Annotated in this window: 25 protein-coding genes; 11 read left to right on the forward strand and 14 right to left on the reverse strand. The window is 62.8% G+C overall.

Annotated features, from left to right (window positions below):
• Positions 1-14 precede the first annotated feature (14 nt).
• The 7 genes from I3253_RS16375 to I3253_RS16405 form a co-directional block, all read right to left on the reverse strand.
• On the reverse strand, positions 15-614 hold the full coding sequence (locus I3253_RS16375) for a superoxide dismutase (RefSeq protein WP_197918889.1): 600 nt from the start codon (positions 612-614) through the stop codon (positions 15-17).
• A 116-nt stretch (positions 615-730) separates the two neighbouring features.
• On the reverse strand, positions 731-1,147 hold the full coding sequence (locus I3253_RS16380; protein ID WP_197918890.1) for a hypothetical protein: 417 nt from the start codon (positions 1,145-1,147) through the stop codon (positions 731-733).
• Between the two features lie 139 nt (positions 1,148-1,286).
• Positions 1,287-1,424: a hypothetical protein gene (locus I3253_RS16385; protein WP_197918891.1), complete on the reverse strand. Its 138-nt coding sequence runs from the start codon at positions 1,422-1,424 to the stop codon at positions 1,287-1,289.
• Between the two features lie 200 nt (positions 1,425-1,624).
• The gene (locus I3253_RS16390) at positions 1,625-2,194 is read right to left on the reverse strand and encodes a sarcosine oxidase subunit gamma (RefSeq protein WP_197918892.1); all 570 of its coding nucleotides are present in this window, start codon (positions 2,192-2,194) and stop codon (positions 1,625-1,627) included.
• Entirely contained in the window at positions 2,187-5,198 is a 3,012-nt protein-coding gene (locus tag I3253_RS16395) for a sarcosine oxidase subunit alpha family protein (protein WP_197918893.1), read from the reverse strand. The genes I3253_RS16390 and I3253_RS16395 overlap by 8 nt, the downstream gene beginning before the upstream one ends.
• The gene (locus I3253_RS16400) at positions 5,195-5,524 is read right to left on the reverse strand and encodes a sarcosine oxidase subunit delta (RefSeq protein ID WP_197918894.1); all 330 of its coding nucleotides are present in this window, start codon (positions 5,522-5,524) and stop codon (positions 5,195-5,197) included. The genes I3253_RS16395 and I3253_RS16400 overlap by 4 nt, the downstream gene beginning before the upstream one ends.
• A gap of 124 nt (positions 5,525-5,648) precedes the next feature.
• A complete protein-coding gene (locus I3253_RS16405) occupies positions 5,649-6,896 on the reverse strand; it encodes a sarcosine oxidase subunit beta family protein (protein WP_197918895.1) in 1,248 nt (415 codons plus the stop codon).
• Between the two features lie 179 nt (positions 6,897-7,075).
• Between I3253_RS16405 and ccmI the strand changes: the two genes are divergently transcribed.
• Genes ccmI through I3253_RS16420 form a run of 3 tightly spaced genes read left to right on the forward strand, consistent with a single transcriptional unit; the run spans position 7,076 to position 9,050 of the window.
• A complete protein-coding gene (gene ccmI / locus I3253_RS16410) occupies positions 7,076-8,317 on the forward strand; it encodes a c-type cytochrome biogenesis protein CcmI (RefSeq protein WP_197918896.1) in 1,242 nt (413 codons plus the stop codon).
• Positions 8,314-8,802 carry a Holliday junction resolvase RuvX gene (gene ruvX / locus I3253_RS16415; protein WP_197918897.1) on the forward strand — a complete coding sequence of 163 codons (489 nt, stop codon included), beginning with the start codon at positions 8,314-8,316 and terminating at the stop codon, positions 8,800-8,802. Before ccmI ends, ruvX begins: the two co-directional genes overlap by 4 nt.
• On the forward strand, positions 8,799-9,050 hold the full coding sequence (locus I3253_RS16420) for a DUF1289 domain-containing protein (protein ID WP_197918898.1): 252 nt from the start codon (positions 8,799-8,801) through the stop codon (positions 9,048-9,050). The genes ruvX and I3253_RS16420 overlap by 4 nt, the downstream gene beginning before the upstream one ends.
• Here the strand turns inward: I3253_RS16420 and I3253_RS20650 are convergent.
• The 5 genes from I3253_RS20650 to dusA all read right to left on the reverse strand — a co-directional run bounded on the left by I3253_RS20650 (position 9,035) and on the right by dusA (position 13,132).
• Entirely contained in the window at positions 9,035-9,163 is a 129-nt protein-coding gene (locus I3253_RS20650; RefSeq protein WP_269649164.1) for a hypothetical protein, read from the reverse strand. The two genes, I3253_RS16420 and I3253_RS20650, sit on opposite strands and share 16 nt — an antisense overlap.
• A complete protein-coding gene (locus I3253_RS16425) occupies positions 9,160-10,107 on the reverse strand; it encodes a calcium-binding protein (protein ID WP_197918899.1) in 948 nt (315 codons plus the stop codon). Before I3253_RS16425 ends, I3253_RS20650 begins: the two co-directional genes overlap by 4 nt.
• A gap of 149 nt (positions 10,108-10,256) precedes the next feature.
• Positions 10,257-11,066 (reverse strand): hypothetical protein, encoded by an 810-nt coding sequence (locus I3253_RS16430; protein ID WP_197918900.1) that lies wholly within the window; start codon positions 11,064-11,066, stop codon positions 10,257-10,259.
• On the reverse strand, positions 11,060-11,887 hold the full coding sequence (locus tag I3253_RS16435; protein ID WP_197918901.1) for a sulfite exporter TauE/SafE family protein: 828 nt from the start codon (positions 11,885-11,887) through the stop codon (positions 11,060-11,062). Before I3253_RS16435 ends, I3253_RS16430 begins: the two co-directional genes overlap by 7 nt.
• Positions 11,888-12,109: 222 nt before the next feature.
• Positions 12,110-13,132 (reverse strand): tRNA dihydrouridine(20/20a) synthase DusA, encoded by a 1,023-nt coding sequence (dusA, locus tag I3253_RS16440; RefSeq protein ID WP_197918902.1) that lies wholly within the window; start codon positions 13,130-13,132, stop codon positions 12,110-12,112.
• A 370-nt stretch (positions 13,133-13,502) separates the two neighbouring features.
• On the opposite strand from dusA, the gene I3253_RS16445 reads away from it, so the two are divergent.
• From I3253_RS16445 to cyoE, 8 genes are all read left to right on the forward strand, one after another.
• Positions 13,503-14,606, forward strand: a complete 1,104-nt coding sequence (locus I3253_RS16445; RefSeq protein WP_197918903.1) for a hypothetical protein — start codon at positions 13,503-13,505, stop codon at positions 14,604-14,606.
• Positions 14,607-14,630: 24 nt separating this feature from the next.
• Positions 14,631-15,386, forward strand: coding sequence for a DUF6629 family protein (locus tag I3253_RS16450; RefSeq protein ID WP_232237140.1), 756 nt, complete (start codon positions 14,631-14,633; stop codon positions 15,384-15,386).
• A gap of 552 nt (positions 15,387-15,938) precedes the next feature.
• On the forward strand, positions 15,939-17,105 hold the full coding sequence (locus tag I3253_RS16455) for an NAD(P)/FAD-dependent oxidoreductase (RefSeq protein ID WP_197918904.1): 1,167 nt from the start codon (positions 15,939-15,941) through the stop codon (positions 17,103-17,105).
• Positions 17,102-18,424: an SAM-dependent methyltransferase gene (locus tag I3253_RS16460; RefSeq protein ID WP_232237141.1), complete on the forward strand. Its 1,323-nt coding sequence runs from the start codon at positions 17,102-17,104 to the stop codon at positions 18,422-18,424. Before I3253_RS16455 ends, I3253_RS16460 begins: the two co-directional genes overlap by 4 nt.
• Before the next feature lie 662 nt (positions 18,425-19,086).
• Positions 19,087-19,680: a cupredoxin domain-containing protein gene (locus tag I3253_RS16465; protein WP_197918905.1), complete on the forward strand. Its 594-nt coding sequence runs from the start codon at positions 19,087-19,089 to the stop codon at positions 19,678-19,680.
• Positions 19,681-19,741: 61 nt separating this feature from the next.
• Entirely contained in the window at positions 19,742-21,289 is a 1,548-nt protein-coding gene (locus I3253_RS16470) for a cytochrome c oxidase subunit I (RefSeq protein ID WP_232272181.1), read from the forward strand.
• A gap of 15 nt (positions 21,290-21,304) precedes the next feature.
• Entirely contained in the window at positions 21,305-22,078 is a 774-nt protein-coding gene (locus tag I3253_RS16475) for a multicopper oxidase domain-containing protein (protein WP_197918907.1), read from the forward strand.
• A 67-nt stretch (positions 22,079-22,145) separates the two neighbouring features.
• Positions 22,146-23,090: a heme o synthase gene (cyoE, locus tag I3253_RS16480; protein ID WP_197918908.1), complete on the forward strand. Its 945-nt coding sequence runs from the start codon at positions 22,146-22,148 to the stop codon at positions 23,088-23,090.
• Between the two features lie 357 nt (positions 23,091-23,447).
• Here cyoE and I3253_RS16485 read toward each other — a convergent pair whose 3' ends face one another.
• Entirely contained in the window at positions 23,448-24,230 is a 783-nt protein-coding gene (locus tag I3253_RS16485) for a L,D-transpeptidase (RefSeq protein WP_332262141.1), read from the reverse strand.
• Positions 24,231-24,251: 21 nt separating this feature from the next.
• The gene (locus tag I3253_RS16490; RefSeq protein WP_197918909.1) at positions 24,252-24,653 is read right to left on the reverse strand and encodes a COG4315 family predicted lipoprotein; all 402 of its coding nucleotides are present in this window, start codon (positions 24,651-24,653) and stop codon (positions 24,252-24,254) included.
• Positions 24,654-24,867: the final 214 nt, after the last annotated feature.

Here is a 24,867-nt window from a genome sequence, read left to right on the forward strand (position 1 = left end):
CATTGTCGCGCCGCTTACATCCGGCTGGCGACATTCTCCCAGTTCACCAGGTTGTTCAGGAAATTGTCCAGATAGGCCGGCCGCTTGTTGCGGAAATCGATGTAATAGGAATGTTCCCACACATCACAGCCCAACAGCGCCGTCTGCCCGAAACACAACGGGTTCACACCGTTTTCCGTCTTGGTCACGGCCAGCGAACCGTCCGCGTTCTTCACCAGCCAGCACCAGCCCGAGCCGAACTGCCCCGCACCTGCGGCGGCAAACTGCGACTTGAACCCGTCCACCGACCCAAAGCTTTCCACCAGCGCCTTCTCCAACTCGCCCGGCATCGCCGACGCGCCCGGGCCCATCATTTCCCAGAACTGATTGTGGTTCCACAACTGGCTGATATTGTTGAAAATGCCGTTCTGGGCAACGGCGCCGGCGTCATAGGTGCCGGTGATGATCTCTTCCATCGACTTGCCGTCCCACTCGGTCCCGGCAATCAGCTTGTTGCCGTTATCGACATAGGCCTTGTGGTGCAGATCGTGGTGATATTCCAGCGTTTCGGCGCTCATGCCTTTGTCGGCAAGGGCATCATGCGCATAGGGAAGATCGGGAAGTTGAAAAGCCATGTTCGCGCTCCTTCTCGGATTTTCTTGCGTTGATCACTGTGTCTCACATGTGCGCGTCCAGACGCCAAGGTCAAGGGGCAACCCCTGCCTTTCTGCATCCCATCCGGCAAATAGCTTTACCGCTGGCGGCACTTGCCTTCGGTCCCGCCCTTGCCGCTGACATAACGGCCACCGCGCACGTCGCGCAGTGTGGGCGCCGACAGGCTGAACGACGCGCGGTCGCTGTTCTTGCGATAGACAACCGCATAGTTCAGCTTGGCGGCCGAACCATATTCCAGCGTCACTTCGTACAACTGCCAGGACACTTTCAGATGCGTGTCGTCGTTGGTCACGCGCGACGCCTTGACCGGCCCGCCATTCACCTGCTGGATCAGCGAATCCGACACCATCGCTTCGCTACCGCTTACCTCGATTGTCACCTGCTTGCGCAGCCAGTCATCATCCGAGGCTTTGGGAAAGTCACAAACCCAGCTTTCGGCAAAAGCCTGCGATCCGGCCAGCAAGGCTGCGCCAACAGATAAAATACGTCTCATGAACCACTCCAATTCAAAATCGGGCACATGAATACCGTTGCCCGCAACTCAGCAAACGGCGGACAACCCGGAAAATCAAGACACAATCATGTGGACATGCGCACCGGTCGACAATGGGTCAGGACATGGACAGCCTGGCTCAGTCTTGCGCGCCCGCGTCCAGTGTCCCGGCCTGCGGACCCTGGAAAACCTCGCCGCCGGGCGCGGCATAGATCAGAAAACCCAATACGAAAACCAGCGCCAAAAGACGCAACACTACTTTGGTGGAAACCGGCATTGCCCCGTCACTCCCGACTTTCAATCACCCGCGTGCCGCGATCAAAAAACCGCCCCACGGCATACCCGATCGCGCTCTGGAAAACACAAAAGGGCGTGCTCACCTTTACGTTGAGCACACCCTAATCTGTCTCTATTTAGCGTCAACCCCAAATTCGTGGGGTTGCGACAATAAATACCGCCCTGTTCGCCGGGTGCGGCTCAGGTCAACACCCCTATCTCGCCCCCCGGCTCCGCCGAAACTTTCAGTATATCAAAGACATACTGCGCGACGGACCGGAAACAGACAATCTCGAACCGGCCATCCTGATTGATCCAGAACGCCGCCGGCACCTGCGCCAGCCGTGTGCGCCGGATTTCTCCCGGTTGAAACGCCTCGTCCGACAGATCCACGGGCGCCAGCTTGGCCAGAACCTCCCGCGCGCCAGTGCCGCTGACGGCGAACACCGCGCGCGCATCCGACACATTCACAACCAGCGCGTGCTCGCGGCCCAGCGCCGCGGCCAGTTCGCCCACCATCGCCTGTGCCCTGTCATGGGCGCACAGGATCAACAGCTCGTCGGGCGACATCCACGCCACGCGCCCGCCCGCGCCGTCCACGATCCGGCGCTGCCCCGGCACCTTGGCGCCAAGCACAGCCTTCAGGGCCTTGGCCAGCGCCCCGGACGCCAGATCGCAACGCAGCGTGATCATGCCTCTCAGCCCGGTTTCCTTGACCCGGGCAAACCCCTCGGACACAGCCCCTTGCAGGGCGCTCACAGCCTCAGACATTCTGTTTCTCCCCGTCCTTGTCAAAGAACACCGGATCGACGATCCGCGCCATGACGGTGCCGCCATCCACCTTGTTGAACTCGATCACCTCGCCCATACGCTCGGGGCCGCGATGCACCAGCCCCATGGCGATGCCCCGGTCCAGCGTCGGCGAATAATAGGTCGAGGTCACGCGCCCTTGCGTGTTGCGCTGCCCATTGGCGTTTTCCCCGGCGGCAATCGCATAGGCCCCATCGGGAATGACAGACCCATCCAGCGTGTCCAGCCCGACCAGCTTCCAGCGGTCAGGATCGCTCATATGCCGGCGTTCCTGCGCGCGCTTGCCCAGGAAATCTTCCTTCTTCTTCGAAATCGCCCAGTTCAGCCCCAGATCCTGCGGGATCACCGTGCCGTCGGTTTCGTCGCCGATCATGATGAACCCTTTCTCGGCGCGCATCACATGCAGCGCCTCGGTCCCATAGGGCGCGATGCCATACTCTTCGCCCGCCGTCAGCAGCGCGTCCCAGAACGCACGCCCCTGGCTGGCGGGCACGGCAATCTCGTAAGACAGCTCGCCCGAGAACGAAATCCGGTAGGCCCGCGCGTCAAATTCACCCAGCCTGCCGTCTTTCCACTCCATAAAGGCCAGCGCCTCCTTGCCCACATCCATGCCGCCCAGCTTTTGCAGCACCTTGCGTGCATTCGGCCCGACAATGGCGATCTGGGCAAACTGCTCGGTGACATTGGCGGTATAGACGTTCCAATCCCACCATTCGCATTGCAGCCAGTCTTCCATCCAGCCGTGAATACGCTCGGCCCCGCCGGTGGTGGTGTGACACAGGAACGTCTCCTCGTCGATCCGCGCCACCACGCCGTCGTCAATCAGGAACCCGTTTTCCGAACACATCAGCCCATAGCGGCATTTGCCCGGTTTCAGGGTCGACATCATGTTGGTGTACAGCATGTCCATGAACCGCCCCGCATCGGGGCCTTTCACAATGATCTTGCCCAGTGTGGACGCATCCAGCAGGCCCACCGAATTCCGGGTTTGCAGGATTTCCCGCTTGACCGCGGCCGCATGGCTTTCGCCCTCGCGCGGGAAGCAATAGGGGCGGCGCCAATGGCCGACCGGCTCGAAAAACGCGCCCTGCGCCTCGTGCCAGTCATGGATGGGCGTGCGCCGCAGCGGCTGGAACACCGCATCGCGCGCTTCCCCGGCAATCGCACCGAACGAGATCGGCGTATAAGGCGGGCGGAACGTGGTTGTGCCCACCGCCGGGATCGGCGCGTTCAACTGCCCGGCCAGCGTGGCCAGACCGTTGATATTGCTCAGCTTGCCCTGATCCGTCGCCATGCCCAGCGTGGTATAGCGCTTGGTGTGCTCGACGCTTTCATAGCCCTCCTGCGCGGCCAGCCGCACATCCGACACCTTCACGTCATTCTGGTAATCCAGCCACGCCTTCATGCGCAGCTTCGGCCCCGCCCCCTGCGGCATCAGCCAGACCGGCTCCAGCGCCGCCTCGGGCTGCGGTGCCACCTCGGGCAGCGGGCAATCCAGCGGCGCGCATCCAACCGCCCTGGCCGCCGCAAGCCCCGCCGCATGGGCGTCGGCGATGACCCCGGCCAGGTCCAGCGGTCCGTTCGCGCTGCCCGCCGGGATCACGAAAGGCTTGCCGTCATGGCTTGTCGGGGCGCGTGCGGGATCAGGGCGGAAATGCGCCTGCGCTTCGTCCCAGATCAGCTTGCCACCGCAATGCGACCACAGATGCACCACCGGCGACCAGCCCCCCGACATCGCCACCGCGTCACAGGCGATCTCTTCCAGCACGCTGCCTTCCCCGGCCTGCGTACAGATCGCCACGCCGGTCACGCGCTTGCCGCCCCTGACCTTTGCAATGCCCTTGCCGTTTTCGATGCGGATGCCCAGCGCGCGCGCCTCTTCGGCCAGCGCCCCGCCGCCCGCGCCGCGCGCATCCAGGATCACCGGCACGTCCAGCCCGGCGCCCTTGAGCGCGATCGCCGTGCGATAGGCGTCGTCATTGTTGGTCACAACCACCGTGCGATCGCCCGGCGACACGCCCCAGCCCGTCACGTAATCGCGCACCGCCCCGGCCAGCATCACGCCGGGCACGTCATTGCCGGCAAAGCTCAGCGGCCGCTCGATCGCGCCGGTCGCCGTCACGATCTGTTTCGCGCGAATACGCCACAACCGATGGCGCGGGCCGGCGGTTTCGGGCGCGTGATCCGTCACCCGCTCATAGCCCAGCACATAGCCGTGGTCATAAACCCCCGCGCCCATCATGCGCCGCCGCAGCGTGACATTGGGCATCGCCGCCAGCTTTTCGGCCGCCCCGGCCACCCAGGCCTCCACCGGCATCCCGTCAATCTCGCCGCCATCAATGCGCGCCCGACCGCCCAGATGCGCGGTCTGCTCCATCGCCAGCACTTTCGCACCCGCCGATCCCGCCGCCAGCGCCGCCTGCAACCCGGCACTCCCGCCACCGATCACCACCACGTCATAAAACGCATAGAAATGCTCGTAACGGTCCGCGTCACGGTCCCTTGGCACCTTGCCCAGCCCCGCCGACTGGCGCACGATCGGTTCGAATACATGCTTCCACGCCGCGCGCGGCGCCATGAAGGTCTTGTAATAGAACCCGGCCGGCAGGAACCGCGCGGCATAGTTGTTGACCACCCCGATATCAAACTCCAGCGACGGCCAATGATTCTGGCTGGTGCAGGCCAGACCGTCGAAAACCTCGGTCGTGGTCGCCCTCTGGTTCGGTTCGAACTTGCCGCCCTGCCCCAGATTGACCAGCGCGTTGGGCTCTTCCGCCCCGCTGGCAACCACACCGCGCGGACGGTGATACTTGAACGACCGCCCCATCATCACCTGATCGTTGGCCAACAACGCCGAGGCCAGCGTATCGCCTTCATACCCGGTGAACTGCTTGCCGTTAAAGCTAAAGCGCACCTGTTTTTGGCGGTTCAGATAGGCGCCACCCTTGGCCAGACGTGTGCTCATGCGAAATCCCTCCAGCGCCAGCCGGGATAGACGGCTGAAATCCTGTCCCTGATGTCCTGAGGCGGCTCCAGCGTCTGCGCCGGATAGGTGCCAAACACCTGCAACGTCATGGTGCAGCGCGCCGCGTGAAAGAACTTGCCGCAGCCATTGGAATGCCGCCAGCGTTCGAAATGCACGCCCTTGGGGTTCTCGCGCATGAACAGGTAGCCTTCGAAAGCGGCGTCATCCGAGCCGGGGCCAAAGCGTTTGAGATGCGCCTCGCCCTCGGCATGAAGCTCGGTTTCCTCGGCTGTGACGCCGCAATAGGGGCATTCAAGGATCAGCATGTTGCAAACTCCCAAGAAAAAGTGAGGGCAGCGCCCGACCCTGGATGGGTGCTGAAAGCGCCCTCCCGTGGGGAGGGGCGGGCGCTGCCCGGCGTTGCCGGGCCATGTGCGAGACAGACAAACATCAATGCGCCACCCCCGCAGCCACAGACTCATCAATGAACCGCCCTTCGATAAACCGTTCCATCCCGAACTCCGCACACAGCGGCCCCGGCTCGCCCTTGGCGATCAGCTCCGCCGTGGCCCAGCCGCCGCCCGGAATGGCCTTGAACCCGCCCGTGCCCCAGCCCGCGTTAATGAAACAGTTCCCCAAAGGCGTCTTGCCAATGACAGGAGAGCGGTCCCCGGTCACATCCACGATCCCGCCCCATTGGCGCAGCATCTTCAGCCTTGAAATAATCGGAAAGGTCTCGACCAGCGCCCGCACGGTCTCTTCCACATGATGGAACGATCCGCGCTGGGTGTAGTTGTTGAACCCGTCCGTGCCCCCGCCAATCACCATCTCGCCCTTGTCGGACTGGGACATATAGCCATGCACCGTGTTGGCCATCACCACCACATCCATGCAGGGCTTGATCGGCTCGCTGACCAGCGCCTGCAACGCCACCGATTCCATCGGCAGCCGGAACCCCGCCATATTGGCCAGATCGCCCGAGTTGCCAGCAACAACCAGCCCCAGCTTGTCGCAATCAATCGCGCCCCTGGTGGTGTCCACACCAACGACCTTGCCGCCCGCCTGGCGCACCCCGGTCACTTCGCATTTCTGGATGATGTCCATCCCCATGTCCGAACACGCCCGCGCATAGCCCCAGGCCACCGCATCATGCCGCCCCGTGCCACCGCGTTCCTGCCACAGCCCGCCCAGCACCGGATAGCGCGGCCCGTCGATATTGATGATCGGCACCAGCTCCTTCACCCGCTCCGGCCCGATGAATTCGGTCGAAACACCCTGCAATGCGTTGGCATGGGCCGTGCGCTGATAGCCGCGCACCTCGGCTTCGGTCTGCGCCAGCATGATCACGCCGCGCGGAGAGAACATGACGTTATAGTTCAGATCCTGCGACATGGTCTCATAAAGCGAGCGCGCCTTTTCATAGATCGCCGCCGAGGGATCCTGGAGATAGTTCGACCGGATGATCGTCGTGTTGCGCCCGGTATTGCCGCCCCCCAGCCAGCCTTTCTCGATGATCGCCACATTGGTGATCCCGAAATTCCGGCCCAGATAAAACGCGGTGGCCAGCCCGTGCCCCCCGGCGCCCACGATGATCACATCGTATTTCTTCTTCGGCTCGGGCGAACGCCAGGCGCGCTCCCATCCGGTATGAAACCGCGCCGCCTCTCGGGCGATGGCAAAGGCTGAATAACGTCGCATGGGCAGTGATTCCGTTTCGATGACAGCTCTGCCCAGTCTATTGAACCGCGCGCGCCGCGCACACCCGGTTCAAACCGCCGGTTTCCCGCCCGGTTGCGACATGTGGCCGGGTCACGGCGATTTGCCCTTTTGCCCGGTCGCGCCCGCCTGTAAATGAAGGGGCAGGATCAGGAGGCATCATGATATTCTGGATTACCGCAAGCGCGCTCGCCCTGGTTGCCTTTGCCATCCTCGCCCGCGCCGTCCTGCGGCGGCGCGATACCGAAGAACACCCCGCCGCGTTCGACCTCCAGGTCTATCGCGACCAGCTAAAGGAGGTGGACCGGGAACTGGCCCGTGGCCTGATCAACGACGGCGATGCCGAACGCATCCGCACCGAAATTTCGCGCCGTATCCTCGCCGCCGATGCCCAGATCAATGCCCGGTCGCAATCCGGTGGTGACGACGCGCGCACCGGCCCCTGGTTGATCGTGGCTCTGATCGTGGTTCTGCTGGGCGGCAGCCTGCTGGGCTACTGGCTTCTGGGTGCGCCCGGCTACGGCGACAAACCCTTGCAAGAGCGTCTTGCCCAGGCCCAGGACCGCCTGGACAACCGCCCCTCCCAGGCCGAGCTCGAAGCCCGCTTGCCGTCCGCGCCGCCGATCACGCCGTCGCCAGAATTCATGGAATTGATGGACCAGCTGCGCGACAAGGTGGCCGCAAACCCCGAAGACGTGCAGGGCCTCGAACTGCTGGCCCAGAACGAGGAATCTCTGGGCAATTTCCGCGCCGCCTATCAGGCCCAGGTCAAGGTGATCCGCCTCAAGGGCAAATACGCCTCTGCGCTGGATTACACGATCCTGGCCAACATGATGATTTCCGCCGCCCAAGGCCCGGTCTCGCCCGAAGCGCAGGAAGCGTTGCGGCGCGCGCTTGAGCTGAAGCCGCAAGACCCGCTCGCGCGGTATTTCTGGGGGCTGCTGATGCTGCAAAACGACCGCCCCGACATGACCTTCCGCATCTGGCAAGATGTGCTGCGCGACAGCCCGCCCGACGCGCCCTGGAATGCCGCCATCCGCTCGCAGATCAAGGATCTCGCCTGGTTTGCCGGTGTCGAATACACATCCCCCACCCCCCCGGCCACCGCCGATACCGGCCTGCCCGGCCCGACCACCCTGGACATGGACGCCGCCAGCGACATGGAGGCCGGCGACCGGCAGGCGATGATCCGCGACATGGTCGAAAACCTTGCCAACCGGCTCGCCACCCAGGGCGGCACACCCCAGGAATGGGCGCGCCTGATCACCGCCCATGGCGTGCTGGGCGAAACCGACCGCGCCGCCTCTGCCTGGGCCGGGGCGCAATCGGCCTATGCCGGGGCGCCCGACGCGCTTGCCGTCCTGCGCGATGCCGCCGAACGCGCCGGGGTGCTTGATCGATGAACCGCGCGCCGATCTTCGAAACCATCGATGAACTGGCCGCTGCCCTGCCACCGATGCAGGCGCTCATGGGACTGGATCTTGGCACCAAGACCATCGGCGTGGCCGTGTCCGACAGCTTTCAGTCGGTGGCGACACCACTGGAAACCGTCAAACGCAAGAAATTCGGCGTGGATGCCGCCCGCCTGATCGCGATTATCGACCAGCGCTCGATCGGCGGCGTCGTCCTTGGCCTGCCCCGCAACATGGACGGGTCCGAGGGCCCGCGCTGCCAGTCCACCCGCGCCTTCGCCCGCAACCTGGCGCCGCTGACCGCCATTCCCATCGGTTTCTGGGACGAGCGCCTGTCCACCGTCGCCGCCGAACGGGCGCTGCTGGAGGCGGATACGTCGCGAAAGCGTCGCGCCGAGGTGATCGACCATGTCGCCGCATCCTATATCCTCCAGGGTGTGCTGGATCGCCTCAGCCATATCAGGAACTCGCGATGAGCAAGGATCGGACGAACAAGGACAGCGTCTGGAAACGCGACGAAATCGAAAGCCCCTGCGTGCAGGTCTGCGTCGTGCACCCGCGGGAACGCATCTGCACCGGCTGCCTGCGCTCGATAGACGAGATCACCCGCTGGTCGAAAATGGACGCCACCGAACGCCACGCGATCATGGCCGATCTGCCTTCCCGCGCCCCGCGCCTGAAAAAGCGGCGCGGCGGGCGCGCCGCCCGTCAGGCGCGCGGCTGATCCGCCTCGCCGTAAATTCTGCGCTCCAGCGACCTGACCTCTGTCATCACGGCGCTCACCCGGATCGCGAACAGACAGAACAGCAGTCCAAGAACAATCGCGAATTCCATCATGTCGCCGCCACCACGTCGTCGCTCTCCATCACTTCGATGTCGTCGGCCGAAAGGTCCGGATAGGCTCCCTCGACCCGCGCGATGATATCATTCGCAAACAGCACCAGCGCAACGCCGGGGTTGTCCGGGTCTTCGGCCACCGAAACTTCGCCGTCGTCCCCGGTGGGCACCATCACCAGCAATTGGTCTTCATCGGGCGAATAGTCTGAAATCCAGGGGCTGGAGAATTCCGCCACCCACGGCCCGATCACGAACGTATCCTCGCCCGCGCCGCCCTCGGCCCAGTCCTCCGAACCCAGATACAGCATGTCATCGCCGTTCCCGCCCTTCAGCGTGTCCGGGTCGGACTGATCGGTCGGCCCGTACATGCCGTCATCGGTTCCGTCCTCGATCCCATAAAGCACGTCATTGCCGTACCCGCCCTTGATCACGTCTTCTCCGGTGCCGCCATCGATCGTGTCGTCACCCTCCTGGCCCAACAGCGTGTCATCCCCCACACCCCCGCGCAGGCTGTCCTCGTTGGCGCCGCCCTCGATGTCGTCATCCCCGGTGCCGCCGCGCAACTCGTCGCCACCATCACCGCCGCGCAACACGTCGTCACCCGCCTGACCGTTGACGAAATCGTCGCCATTGCCGGCCCGCACCGTATCATCGCCGTCGCCGGCCAGGATCTCGTCATCGCCGGTGCCGCCCTCGATGCTGTCATCGCCTGCACCACCATCCAGCGCGTCATCTCCCCCGCCACCGGACAGCGTGTCGGCGCCATCATCGCCACTGATCGTATCGGCGTTGCCCGTTCCCATCAGGTCATCGTCAGCCGAACCGCCAACAACCATTTCGCCCTGCGGATCACCCGAATTCCCGGACTCATCGTCGTCATCGAAAACTTCGAACAACCCCCAGGCCAACAGGGCCGGACCCAACAACATCAACGCGGTCAACATCACAAAATACCTCGAAAAATGGCAGCGGCCCAAAAGTTAACACATTTTTGCCCGATTCTCAGGGATTTGCGCTCAGCGTTTCCCCAGCAGGGACAGTGTTCCCGCCTGCGAACCACCCGTTTCCGGCGCCGGGACAATAGGATCGATATTCAGGGCGCCGTCAGCCAGGCGCGCATGTCCCCGGCCCAATTCGGCCGGAAATACGCCACCATCCGCGTGGCCGACTCACCCGGCTGCCCGGGCCCCGGCGCGCCCCACGGAGCCACCCACGGGGCCACCCCATGCACCGCCAGGCGATGCAGCACATAGCCCGCGCCGGGTGCCGCCGTCACCGCCACCCGGCGGCAGGTGTCAAACACCCTGCGCCGCGCCGCCACATAGGCGTCGGTCACATCCACCCGGCCCCAATCCGCCTCCGCATGGGGCGCCAATGCTTCCAACAGCGCCGCCCGGATGATCTCGTGGCTGCCCTCCCACACCACCAGCGGCGCTTCGCCGGGGCTGTTTTGGGTCAATGGCAGGCCCAGGATCCACGCGTGGCGCTCGTCGATCCGCCGACGCCGATCCGCCCCGGCGGCCTTGATCCCGTCCACATGTGCCGCATCCCGTTTCAGCCGATAGCCAAATGCCGCGTCGCTTTCGCCCTCGCGCGGTTGCGGATACCCGGGCCGCACCACCGAAAGCTGTCCACGATGCAGCGGTGCCCATGCCCCGAACAGGGCCTCGATGGCCCTTTTCGGGGCACCGCCAAGCGGCTCACCGCCGACAAACGCCCCGTGCACGTCATTGGGCAGCGCATCCACGCCCACGAACCAGGTATCGCGGCACACCCACCACCGCGCCAGCGCCGGGTCGCGCACCGCCTGGTCGCCCTCGGCCCGCGCGCGCCGCGCCCAATTGAGCACTTTCGCGTCAAACGGCACCGCCGCCCAGCTTTTCCGAAAGAAGTCCGCTACCACCCCAGCGCCTTGCGCAGCATGTTCAGCGCCACCAGCGTCAGAAACACCGCAAACACCCGCTTCAGCGGTTTGGGGTCCATCGCATGGGCGATCTTCACCCCCAGCGGCGCGGTCAGCAGCGTCATCGCGATCACGATGCCAAAGGCCACCAGATTGACCGCGCCCACCGTAAAGGGCGGGCGATAGGCCGGATCGATCTCAAGAAACAGGAACCCGATCACCGACGGCACCGCGATCAGCACACCAAACCCCGCCGCCGTCGCCACCGCCCGGTGAATGGGGGTGTTGTAAAGGCTCATGACCGGCACGCCAAAACTGCCCCCGCCAATCCCCATCAATACCGACATGAACCCCATGACCGTGCTCAGCACCCGCCGCACGATCCCCCCGGGCATGGCCTGGCCCAGCCGCCAGTCCGCCCGGCCCAGTCCCAGATAGGCCCCGATCACCAGCCCCAGCACCCCGAACACGAACTGCAACGTGACCGATCGCAGATTGGCCGCCACCAACACGCCAAGAATGGCGCCCACCGCAATTCCCGGTGCCCAGCCGCGCAGGATCTCCCAATCCACCGCGCCCTTCCGGTTGTGGCTCAGAACCGAACGCACCGAGGTCACGATGATCGTCGCCAGCGAGGTCGCCAGACAGATCTGCATCAGCTGCGGCCCGCCATAGCCCAGCGCCCGGAACGTGTAGAAAAACGCCGGCACCAGAACAATGCCGCCGCCCACCCCCAAAAGCCCCGCAAGCACGCCCGCAAAGGCGCCAATTCCCAACAGCAGAAACAGCATCTGGATCAAAAGAGTGGTCTCGGCCGGCATTGGGATGGTCCTCGTATCGCGCGCCGCGATCTAACCCCCAATCTCAGGGCTGCGCAATCCCCGTGCCCCGCCCGGCGCCACCGCCACCGCGCGAAAAAATGCAACGCGCGCCCTGTTCATCCCGGTCCGTCAGCCGCCCAAACCGATGCAATACCGACGTAATACCGACGTGCCGCCGATGCGCAAAACCCTGCAAAACAGGGCCGTTAACCTTCGAATCGCTCAGGCGGCCTTTGGCTGCACGAATTCCAGCGCCGCGCGCACCACGTCCGGCCCCGCGCCGGGCCGCGTGGCATTCTCCGACAGGTGCCGCCGCCAGGCGCGCGCACCAGGCTGCCCGGCAAACAGCCCCAGCATATGCCGCGTCACCTGGCCAAGCTTGCCGCCCGCCACCAGATGCCGCTCGATATAGGGCAGCATGTCGCGCACCACCGCCACCGGGTCGGTTTCGCGATCCACCCCGAAAACACGCCGATCCGCCTGCAAGAGAACGTCCGCCGGCGTGTGATATGCCGCGCGCCCGATCATTACTCCGTCCAGCCCCTGCGCCAGATGCACCATGGCTTCATCCAGCGACATGATCCCGCCATTGACCGAAATATGCATGTCCGCGAATTCGGCCTTCATCGCGTGCACCAGCGGATAGTCAAGGGGCGGAATATCCCTGTTTTCCTTGGGGCTCAGCCCCCGAAGCCAGGCTTTGCGGGCATGGATCGTGACCCGGCGAACCCCCGCCGCGCGCACCGCTTCCAGAAAGGCCGGCAACAGGTCGCGCGGCTCCTGGTCATCCACCCCGATGCGGCATTTCACCGTCACCTCCACCGGGCATTCGGCCGCCATCTCCGCCACGCAATCCGCCACCAGTCCGGGCGATTTCATCAGCACCGCGCCGAACGTCCCCGACTGCACCCGGTCCGACGGACAGCCCACATTCAGGTTGATCTCGTCATAGCCCGCCTCCGCCCCCATCCGGGCCGCCGCCGCCAGTTCCTTGGGATCGCTCCCCCCCAGCTGCAAGGCAACCGGATGCTCCTCGGGGTTATACGCCAGCAAATGCACCGCCCCACCCCGCACCAACGCCGGAGCCGTCACCATCTCGGTGTACAGCAATGCCTGCTTCGACATCAGCCTGTGCAAGTATCGGCAATGCCGGTCCGTCCAGTCCATCATCGGGGCAACAGACAGGCGGGACGCGTGTCGAATTTCGCAAAACCCTGTTTTTAATTGGTTTTCTGAATTCGACATGTCTCTTGCCTTCGCTCGCTGCGGGTCCGCTGATCTGTCCTGCGCCACGGTATGGATCATCAAAGCCGCCGTGTAGCACTTTTTCCGCACCGGTTTCCAGCGTCTCCATGCGCTTGTGTCAACGCCTGGCGCGGATCAGGTAATGCCCACCCGTCTCCCTGATTCCCGGGGGAAAGGGTCGCGGAAACCCGGGCGGAAGGTAACATTGCGACCCGCTCCGCATGTCGCTAGCCTTGGTGCAGGCGGAAATCGGGTACAAACCAGCCGCTGCCACTTTCAGGCAGGAGAAAGCACATTGGCGTCAGGTCACGACAGCAAATCCGGGTTCCCCGGTCTGGCACCGGCCAGGGCCGCCCGGAACTTGTCGGCAATGAGCACACCGCTCGCCTCGATCTTTGGCAGCGGGTTTCTTGTGGTGGTTCCGGTGCTGGCCAGCGCGGTTGGTTCCTGGGCACCGTTGGCGATGATTGCCGTGGCCCTGGTGGCGTTCGGGGTCGGCGCCATCGTACGCCACAACATTGTCTGTGCCGAACCGGTGCTCGAGACCGGCGAAAAGCGGCTTACTGTGATTTTCGAGCGGGTATCGGATGTCGCGCTTGTCGGTGCCTATGTCATCTCCATTTGCCTCTATGTGCATATCCTGTCGGCCTTCGTGCTGACCGGGCTGGGGCTGGATACCGAGTTCAACAAGAGCTTGATGACAAGCGCCGTGATCGGCGCGATTACAGTGATCGGTCTTTTCGGCGGGCTTGATCCCCTGGAGCGGCTCGAAAGCTGGGCGCTGTACCTGACGCTGGCGATTCTGGGTATACTTTTGGCCGGGTTTGCCTGGTTCGATATGGATCAGGCGTTCCGGTCGGGCGGGTTTGCCACGATCGCGTGGCCCGGCCGCAGCCCGTGGCAGGTGGCAACCATTGTCGCCGGCACGCTGATTATCGTGCAGGGTTTCGAAACCACGCGCTATCTTGGCGGACAATTCGATGCCCAAACCCGGATCCGCGCCGCACGCTGGTCACAGTATTTCTCGCTGTCGGTCTATGTGGTTTTCGTGACCCTGGCGATGCCGGTGGTCCCGGTCCTGAACGGTGAATATGATGACAACAGCCTGATCGCGCTGGCCGGCGCGGTGGCGCTTTGGTTGCCCGTGCCGCTGATCGCCGCGGCAGCGTTGTCACAATTTTCCGCCGCTGTGGCAGATACCCTCGCCGCCGCCGCCAATCTGCGCGAAGCCTCTTCAGGACGGATCGCGCCGCGCTGGGGGTATCTGGCGGTGGGGCTGGCCGCCATGGCGCTGGCCTGGACCGGCTCCACCTTCACCATCATTGCACTCGCGTCGCGGGCCTTCGCCTTTTATTACCTGATGCAATGTGTCGTGGCCTGGTCTGTCTGCCGCAACAACCGCGAACGGATGAAATTCGTCGCCATCGGTACTGTCCTTGCCTTCGTGCTGATCTTCGCGGTCCCTGCCGGGTGACGCGACATCAGTTCGGAAACGGTGATGACACATCGCCAACCTGCTGATAGCAAAGGCAGTACCAGCAACGAACACGACCCGGAGACCCGTCTCATGTGCCTGTCCCAGACCGTCAGTTTCGCCGCGAGCGCGGTACTTCTAGCAGGCGGCGGCTATGCCGTTTCCAGGGCCTGGGCGATCAATCGCCGCTACCTTCCGGTGGCAATGATGCCGGTCTTCGCCGGAATTCAACAATTCGCCGAGGGCAATGTCTGGTGGGGGGTGAACACCGGCGATCCGGGGACCACATTGGCAGGGGCGCTGGTGTTCATCTTTTTCACCTGGTTCATGTGGCCATTCTGGATTCCGCTGGCAAGCTACGTGCTTGAACCGCCCCACAGCCGCCGCAAACCATGGATGCTGGCAATGGCGGCGGGCGGGTTGGCCTTTGGTCTGGCGCTGTATGTGCCGCATCTGATCAATCCCGACTGGATCGACGTTTCCGTAAACCGGGATTCGCTGGCCTATGAGGGCACGATGATCCTGGACTACCTGATGCCACGCGAGCTGACCTACGTGATCTACCTGTTCCTGATCATCGCACCGCCCGCAATCTCGACCTACTTGCACATGCGCTGGTTCGCCCTGACCATTGTCGCGGTGGTGATCGTGGACATACTGTTCCTGCGCTACGCATATATCTCTTTCTTCTGCATTCTTGCCGGGCTTGGCACATTGCACCTGATCTACATAATCGCGCGCAACAAATGCGCGCGCGAATGCCCGGTCCTGTTTGCCTGACACGCCCCTCCGCGCGGCCCGGTCACGTGATAGGGCGTTGACGCGCTCAGGGGTGCCTGGCGGGCCTGGACCATCGCTCACCCCGTCGGCACCCCCGAGGCTCCGGGCGCCTGTCGCGTCTTCCCGGCGATATTGCTGACCGGTGAAACGGTCGCGCGCCGCGCGCTTTTTCGCGCTCGCATTCCCTGCCTGAGACATTGGTGAGACACCATCCCGCCCGCCGCCGCAAAGGGGCCGCGGCGGCAAAAACTTGCCGGCCGGTGTAATGCGTCCGGTTTCGCGGCGTCCACTCCCCAAACGTTCGGGCATATCCGCCCCAGGTTTGAAGAGGAGATGAAAATGGCGATCTTGCTGACCGGAGCCGTTATTGGATTGGCAATCCTGGCCCATGGCGCAACCCTTTCGACTCGCCGCATGGCCGAGGTCCGTGTCCACCGCCCCCAAGGAACTCCAAAATCATTCACCCCAAGGCCACCTCTCTAAGCGCCCTGATCTCCGACCCAGGCAACCGCCCAAGACCTGCGCTTTGCCTTTCCCGAAAGGAACCACGCTTTGACCCAAGACGCGAAGATCACGATTGTCGGCGCCGGGCCTGCGGGCCTCGCCTGCGCGATCGTGCTCGCGCGCGGTGGCGCCAGTGTGGTGGTCCGTGAGTGGAAAGAGGTTGTGGGCCACCGGTTTCACGACGATTTCCAGGGGCTGGAAAACTGGACGCGCGGCACCGACGTTCTGGACGAACTGGCCGTTGCCGGCATCACCGCCGATTTCGAACATCACGCGTTTGACCGGGGCATTGTTTTCGACCCCACCGGCCACCACCACCGGGTGCGCGGGCGGCGGCCCCTGTTCTATCTCGTCCGCCGCGGACCGGGCGCGGGCACGCTGGATCGCGCGCTTCTGGCACAGGCCCGTGCCGCCGGCGTCGAAATCCGATTTGGCGACCGGGTACAGGATTTTGACGGGGCCGGCGTTCTGGCCACGGGGCCGCGAGAGGCCGATGTAATCGCGGCGGGACATGTCTTTGAGACCGATATGGCCGATGGGGCCTGGCTGGCGCTTGGACAGGATCTCGCGCCGGGCGGTTACGCCTATCTGCTGGTCAGGAACGGGCGCGGCACGGTCGCAAGCTGCATGTTCACCAAGTTTCGCGACCAGGCCAAACATGTCGCCGCAACGGAAGAATTCTTTCGCGCCCACGCCGCCCTGAGGATGCACAACCCGCGCGCCTTCGGCGGCTACGGCAACATACGCCTGCCCAGAACGGCCCTGCAAGGCGGTCATCCGGTGATTGGCGAACATGCCGGGTTTCAGGACGCGCTCGCGGGCTTCGGGATGCGCCATGCCATCCGATCGGGTGTTCTGGCGGCACAAAGCCTGCTTTCGGGCGCCGATTACACGACCCTTTGGCAGGCGGAACTGGGGCCGGCGCTCAGGGCGGGAATCGTCAACCGCTGGGTCTTTAACCTCGCGGGCGAAACGGGAATGGGGTTTGCCACGGACAGGCTGGAAAGGCGCGACGCGGGTGACCTTCTGCATCGGGTCTACCGGCTGTCATGGCTCAAACGGTTGGCTCTGCCCGTCGCGCTCAGACGCTACCGAACACCGCTCGCCGATCCAAGTTGCAACCATGAGAGCTGCGATTGTGTCTGGTGCCGACACGGCGACCACAGCCAGCCAGCCATGTCGCAGTCAAACAGGAAACGGGGGGAACTGGCATGAAACACCAACCGATCATCGAACAGGCCGATCCCGGTCGCCGCGCCCCGGTGGCGCTTTGGCTTCTTGACCGCGCGTTACGCTCGATGCTGCGAAAGGGCACTCTGGCGATCCGCCTGCCGGATGGCGCTGTCCGCCGTTACGGGCATGGCGCGCCGCACAGCACCATCGCCATTCACGATTGGGCAACGCTGCGGCGGATCGCACTGAACCCCGACCTCGCCCTGGGCGAGGCCTGGATGGAGGGGACGCTGACGGTGGAGCGGGGGGATCTTTATGATTTTCTCGCCCTTTGCATGTCCAACCTTGGTCAGCGGCCGGGCCCCTGGCCGCGCCGGGTGCATCACAGGTTGCGAATGGCCGTCCGGCGGCTGCTGATGCACAATCCGGTTGGGCGCGCACAAAAGAACGTGGCGCATCACTACGATCTGGGCGACGCGCTTTACGATCTCTTTCTTGACCGCGAACGGCAATATTCCTGCGCCTATTTCAAAACGCCGCTGGACAGTCTGGAAACCGCTCAGGCACAGAAGATGCGCCACATTGCAGCCAAACTGCGATTGTCGCCCGGTCAAACGGTGCTCGACATCGGATCAGGCTGGGGGGGGCTGGGAATGTATCTGGCGCGCGCCGCCCAGGTGGATGTGACCGGGGTCACTCTCTCCATCGAACAACAGAAATACGCCAGCGCCCTTGCCACGCGCGAGGGCCTGGACCAGCGCGCCCGTTTCGAACTGCGCGACTACCGGCACCAGACCGAAACTTTCGACCGGATCGTGTCGGTGGGCATGTTCGAACATCTGGGCGCCGGGCACTACCGCGAATATTTCGCCAGGCTCGCGGCCCTTCTGAAAGAAGACGGCGTGGCGCTTGTCCACACCATCGCCAGCACCGGCACTCCCGCCGCGCCGCATCCCTGGATCGCCAAGTATATCTTTCCCGGCGGCTATATTCCGACGCTTTCCGAAATTGCCCCGGCGATCGAACGCGCCGGGCTGGTGATCACCGATCTCGAGGTGCTGCGGCTGCACTACGCGGAAACGCTCAGGGCGTGGCGGACGCGGTTCATGGCACGGCGCGACGCGGCGGCGGCGCTCTATGACGAACGGTTCTGCCGCATGTGGGAATTCTATCTCGCCGCCTGCGAGGCGGGCTTCCGCCACAACGGGCTGGTGGTGTTCCAGATTCAGCTCGCGCATCGGATCGACAGCCTGCCGCTCACACGCGACTATATCGCCACCGACGCCCGCGATCTGCCCGACCCGCTGCAAGCACCCGGGCAGCCGGACGCGCGCCCGCCTGTCACCCTTCCCCCCGCCTGAACGCCCCCTTGCAACACGCCTTGGACCAAGCGCGAGGCACGTACGGGTGACGCGTCCTCAGAGAGGTTCGCATTCCGCCGCCTCTCCCCTTCTGGCCAGGCTTTGGCAGGTCAACACGCGCCTGGCCTGGGGTGGGCGCGCAATTTTGTTGCAATTTTTCAAAAAGTTGCGTAATAAAAGGACTCATGGGGAACGGAAGACTATCTTTTGTAAACATTTTTCTGCTCTGCCTGATGACCTTGTCGGCAGTCGGAATGGGGCGCGCGCACCCCGCCGGTTCCATGAACGGAACCGAAATGCGCCGAACCACACCAGACACGATTCTGATGGCGCTTCCGGAAAAGGAGATTGCCGCAATCTCCAGAAGTTTCGCGACACGGTCCTGCTGTGCCTGCGCCGACAAGGCAGGTTGCGATGTGCTCCTGCCCCACGACGCATCCGGTCTGGCACTGGATTTCCCGGCCGATCTTCCGCCGGCAGGTCCGGTTCTCTCTCCCCCGCCAGAACCACCGCGAAGCTGACACATAGGCTGTCTTCGCAAAGGCGGCCCGATTGCCTGCTCGGGCAGGCGCGGACTCGCTGACGCATTCTGACAATTCCAAAAACAGGGACCTGCCCTTGGCACAGCATGTTCTGTCGCCGGGCGGGGGGAGGAGAATTCAATGGAAAACGCACTTGGGGCAAGCGGCTACACGGCCACGATGATGGCCCTTGTCTTTATCGTACTCGGGCTGGGGATCGCGGCGCTTTTCGCGGCGTTGTACCTGCCCGCGAGATGGAAGCTCAAATACCGGATGGAGTTCCTGTTCGTCGGGCTTCTGGTTCTGATGGTCTGGTACGCCGACCGGGAAAGCACGGCCATGTACAAACAGTATCAGGGCGAAATCGCCAAGGCCGGGTTCGTTGACGCTGAGGGGGAAGCGCGCGAAGGCGACAATTTTGATCGGGTCATCAAGGTGGTGGCCTTTCAGTGGGGGTTCGCATTTCTCACCGACGAGGACGAGATCAGCCGCAACGCCGCGGTGGTGAAACCGGGCGAAAAGGTGCTGTTCCGCATCTTCGCCAATGACGTGATTCACGGCTTCAATATCCCCGCCGTGGGCATAACGGCCGAGTTCGATCCGGGGGTGGAACGTGACCTGTGGATCACGGCGCCCAGGGAACCGGGAAAGTACCTCATCCAATGCCTGAACTACTGCGGTGTCGGACACGCGCAAATGAAGGCATGGCTTGTGGTTGAAGGAGAAGAGGCATGATTGCGACCAACTTTAGTGCGAAGGGAGATGCATGATGGCCAGCCCGCATGACACTGTAAGAATGGGCGAAACGCCTCATTGGGAACCCGAGGATCACATCGGCACGATGAGCCTGAAAACACTCCTGTTTTCCCACGACTACCGGCATATCGCAATCAAGGGGATGCTGACATCGATCGTGATGCTGGGCCTTGGCGGTCTGATGGCGTTACTGTTCCGTACAGAACTGGCGATGCCCGACATCCAGTTTTTCGACGCACGGCCATACATGTCGCTGATGACACTTCACGGGATGTTCATGGTCTTTGGCTTCATCATTCCACTGGTGGTGTCGGTGATGTATTTCATGATGCCCAAGGTTTTGGGCATGGACGGGCTGTTGTGGGCCAAGGGCGCCCAGTGGAGCTGGTGGACACTGGTTGTCGCGGCGGTGCTCCTGATCATCTCGCGTCCGGATTTCACCTGGACTTTCTATCCGCCGATGTCGCTGCGGGTAGGCGGGCCGCTTCTGGGGTTGGGATTCCTGGCTGTGCTGCTGGTGGCGATCTCGGAGTTCCTTGCCGGGATGGTGCTGCTGCGTAACGGCCTGGCCGCCGCGAAGAAGACCGGCTGGCGGAAACTGCCCTTGATGGGCTGGGGCGCGGTGTCGGAAGGCATCCTTCTGATCGGCTCGACTCCGGCGCTGGGCCTGGTGGCTGTCTTCATGTTCACCGACTGGATGCAGTGGTCTGCCGTCTATGATCCGGCCCGTGGCGGCAACGTCATGACGTTCATGTTTACCTTCTGGTTCTACGGGCACCCGGCGGTTTATCTTCCCCTGATGCCGGCCATTGCGGTGCTTTACACGCTATTGCCGCGCTATCTGGGGCGCCCGATCTGGAGCTACTGGTCGGCGGTCACGGCGTTTTCGATCCTGACGGTGCTGGCTTTCGTGGTTTATCCACATCACTTCCAGCCAGCCGAATCCGTCAGCGGCTTGATCGGGCGTGCGACGCAGATCCTTACGCTGTTGATCTTTGTGCCGTCAACGTTGCACGTGTTCAACTGGATCGCGACATTGTGGTTCGACACAATCCCGGCCTCGGCCAAACGCGCGGTGCCGTTCAAGTTCATCGTCGCGTCGATCTTCTTTTTGATGGTCGGGGGGGTAACGGCCTATGTGAACGCGCAAATCGCCACTGACTCGGACTTTGTGCACAACACCTACTTTGTGCCGGCGCATTTCCACGCGATGTTCGTGGGTTTCATGGCCAACATGGCGATGGCAGGGGTCTATTACCTGTACCCGTATATGACCGGGCGGATGTATTCCCAGGGTCTGGGCAACACCCATTTCTGGTTCTGGCAGATTGGCATCTTCGTGAAGGTGACGATGATGTACTGGCTGGGCTATGCGTATTTCCCGCGCTGGGTGGTGGATTACCTGCCGTTGAAGGAATGGGCGATGCCGCAGTTGATCCTGACAGGCGGGGCCTATCTGATCGGGCTTGGCTTTATCCTGTTCGTGTTCAATTTCATGTGGAGCGCAAGCCGTGGCAAGGCCGCGACAGGCGATCCCTGGGCCATTTCGGACGACAGCCCCGCGGCTGCGCCGGCTCCGGCCGAATAAAAGGGAGATACCAAAATGGTACTTAGATTCTTTCTGCTTCTCGGGCTCGTTCTTCTGGGCGGCACCGGATGGTTTATCGTGGTCCAGCAACCTCCCACCGTTCAGGCAACGCCGCAAATGGCCGAAGTGACACGTCTTCGGGAGGAAGGCGTCATTCCCAAAGGCAATATGGTGGCAAACCCTGAACTTGAGCACGATGTCTTTGAAACACCTGCTGAGGATGAGGAGTATCTTGAAGAAGCCATGGCTGAAATGGGCAGTATGCCGGGAATGGACATGAGCACGGATGGCTCCGGCATGAACATGGCTTCGGACCAAGGCTCCGGCATGAACATGGCTTCGGATCAAGGCGAAATGGGGGATGAAGAGGCCGAGGCGGCCATGGCCCAGAAAATGGCCGGCTTCCTGATCTCGGACGACGGTGAATATGATCGTGAGATCACGCTGTCGATGTCCGAATGGACCTTCTCGGACCTCACCGTCGACGTGAAGGAGGGTGAGCGCGTCAAGTTCACGGTGCGAAATGACGGCAACGTGCTTCACGAGTTCATGTTCATGACAATGGCGCAGATGCAGGCCATCAACTATCGCGCGAAACGCGCCGACTGGAACCTTCTTGAGCACGAGGCGCTGTTTGAAAAGGCGCTGATGCTGCCCGATGACGAGATTACCTTTGTCGCGCAGATCGCCAAGTCAGGATCGTGGATGTTCATGTGCATGGTGCCCTACCACATGCAGATGGGCATGATGGGCCAGGTCGCCACACCTGGCGCCGCGATGAAGATGTAAGGGTGCGCAAACCAGGGCCGGGGCCAAATGACCCCGGCCGATCCAACGAGAGGGAGGAGAACGAAAAATGCAAGATAGGGCCCTGATTGCCCGTGTCGGCAGGCTCGCAAGCCAGCGCACGAAGCCTTATGTGCTGCTACTGAAACCACGGGTGATGTCGCTGGTTGTGTTTACCGCTGCCGTGGGACTGGTGATTGCGCCACAGCGCCCGCCGCTTGCTCTTGCCATGCTGGCCGTGGCGCTGATCGCTCTGGGGGCCGGTGCCGCCGGCGCCCTGAACATGTGGTGGGATGCCGATATCGACATAAGGATGCGGCGCACCCGCGCGCGTCCGGTTCCGATGGGGCAGGTTTCGGGCCGTGCGGCGATGTTTCTCGGGCTGTCCCTATCGATACTCTCCGTCATTGCGCTCACGGTGGCGACCAATGTCCTTGCGGGCGCGTTGCTGGCGTTCACCATCTTTTTCTACGCAGTGATCTACACGATCTGGCTGAAACGCCGAACCCCGCAAAATATCGTGATCGGCGGCGCCGCCGGTGCGCTTCCGCCAATGATCGGCTGGGCGGCGGCAACCGGTGACGTTACACTGGCGAGCCTGTCTCTGTTCGCGCTGATCCTGTTCTGGACACCACCGCATTTCTGGTCGCTGGCGCTGTTCATGCGCGACGATTACGATCGTGCCGGCGTGCCGATGCTGACCGTGACCCACGGTCGCGCGGTGACCCGGCGGCATATCCTTGGCTACACCTTTGCGCTTGCCCTGATTGCGCCGCTGCCGCTGTTTACCGGGATCGGAGGGCCGATCTATGCGCTGGCAACGCTGTCGCTCAACCTGGCATTCCTGCGGGGCGCGGTCCGCATCGCACGGCGCGATGAACACGCCGCCGAAACAGACAGATACTCTGTCGAGCGCGGTTATTTCAGGCTGTCCCTGTGGTACCTGTTCATTCACTTCGCGGCCCTGATGGCGGATGCGGGCTTTGGATTGTCGGGGAAATTTCCGCAAATCTAAGGAGCCTGACCACACATCCTTGCCGCTCCCCCCCGACCTGCCCAAAACGTGCGGCCTTGATCCCGAGGCAGGAACAAAGGGGGGCGCCGCGAAAGAAACCAGCGTTTCGCACGCTCCGCCAGAATCCACTGAGTCAGGTTTTTGGCGGAACGCTTGCGACAGCCCGGGCAAAATTCGCGGCTATTCGGACGAGGCCGAGGGCCACAGTATTGCAATCGCCTTTATGGCGGGCTGGCCTGACCTCTCAGCTGAATTGTTCCGGCGAACCTGATCGCCCGAGCGTCACGACAACAAGGCGCTTTACGCTTACTGGATCACTTTCGCACTGGCGTGGCATGCCCAAGGGGCGGGAACCCGTCAGGCCGCGCCGGATTTCGGATACAGGTACACGCGGGCGCCGATCTCGACCCTTGGGTAAAGATCCTTGATATGCTCGTTGGTCAGCCTGGCACATCCGTTCGACACGGCGGTCCCAATCGTGCTGGGCTTGTTGGTTCCGTGGATGCGCAGATAGGTATCATGGCCTTCGTCGTCGTACAGATACAGCGCCCGGGCACCAAGCGGATTGGACGGTCCGCCCGCCACGCCATCGGCGAATTTTGCATAAACTTCTGGTTCCCGGCGGATCATCGCGTTCGTCGGGCGCCACCGAGGCCACTCGGCCTTCCGGTTCACGGTAAACACGCCCGGCGTATACAGACGCGCACGCCCAACACCAACGCCGTATCGGATCGCCATTCCGTTTTCCAACATGTAGTACAGAAAGAAATCATCGGGAGTCACGTGGACTTCGCCGGGCAGCCAATCGCTGCGCCTGGTGTTGACCAGTTGCGGAAGGAATTTTTCCGGCAACGTGAAAGGATGCGCAATTGCGCCACTCGCCGGGAACACTGCCGCAGCACATGCCATCGCCAGAAACTCTCGTCTGCCCGCACCCTTTACCATGATCAATCCCAATCCACTTGTTTCTACTGGCCTCAGGGTGCGATATCCTCCGGAGCGATTTGACACACAATAACTTGAACCACCGAAGTAAATTGAAGGTTGTTGCCCAAAATCCCCATTTCCCATGGAGCCAAGGCCATGATCGGGCGCGCGCTGCCCCGACAATCCGGCCCAGGCCCTCGGGGGCACGCCCATTGCTGGCTCAGACTGACACTCTCAGGGCCGTGCCAGGCGCCACACACCGTCCACGCCGTCGCCCGTGATGTCGCCGGGTTTCCGATCGCCCGCGTACAGATACAACGGCATCCCGCGAAAGGCAGCCTGCATTCTGCCATCGTCGCGTTCGATCAAAGAGTAGCTTTCCCCCAGTTCCACACCCGTGTCCAATATCGCCGGCTTCCAGACCAGGGCGCATGTTCCGCTGCAATTTGAAATGCCGGGTTCATCCTTGTCGTAGGTATAGAGCGCCATGTGATCCTGATACATCACGTAAACCTGCCCCTTGAACGGGCGGCTGTGAACAAAAGCGTTGCCATGATTGTCCGCATAGGCCGCCCCGCCCGACAATCCCACACCGAACGCCCATGCGGTGAGGCTGACATTTTTCAAGACCTGCATATCCGGGCCCCCGATCCAATGATGTGTCCAGAGAAAGCTTTCCGAAACGATAGCCCTCTCCTCGCGAATTGCCAACGCGATGCCCGATCACCGTTTGGTGTTCGCCATCCACCTGATCCGCAACCGACCAAGCCCAATGAAGTGGTCCCGGTTTTTCGGACAGCTCAGCGGCTGATCTAAGGTGTATCCGGGTTGGTTTTCATGCCGCCAATTT

The sequence above is a fragment of the Thiosulfatihalobacter marinus genome, from assembly GCF_016019955.1.
GTDB classification, from domain to species: Bacteria; Pseudomonadota; Alphaproteobacteria; order Rhodobacterales; family Rhodobacteraceae; genus Shimia; species Shimia marinus_A.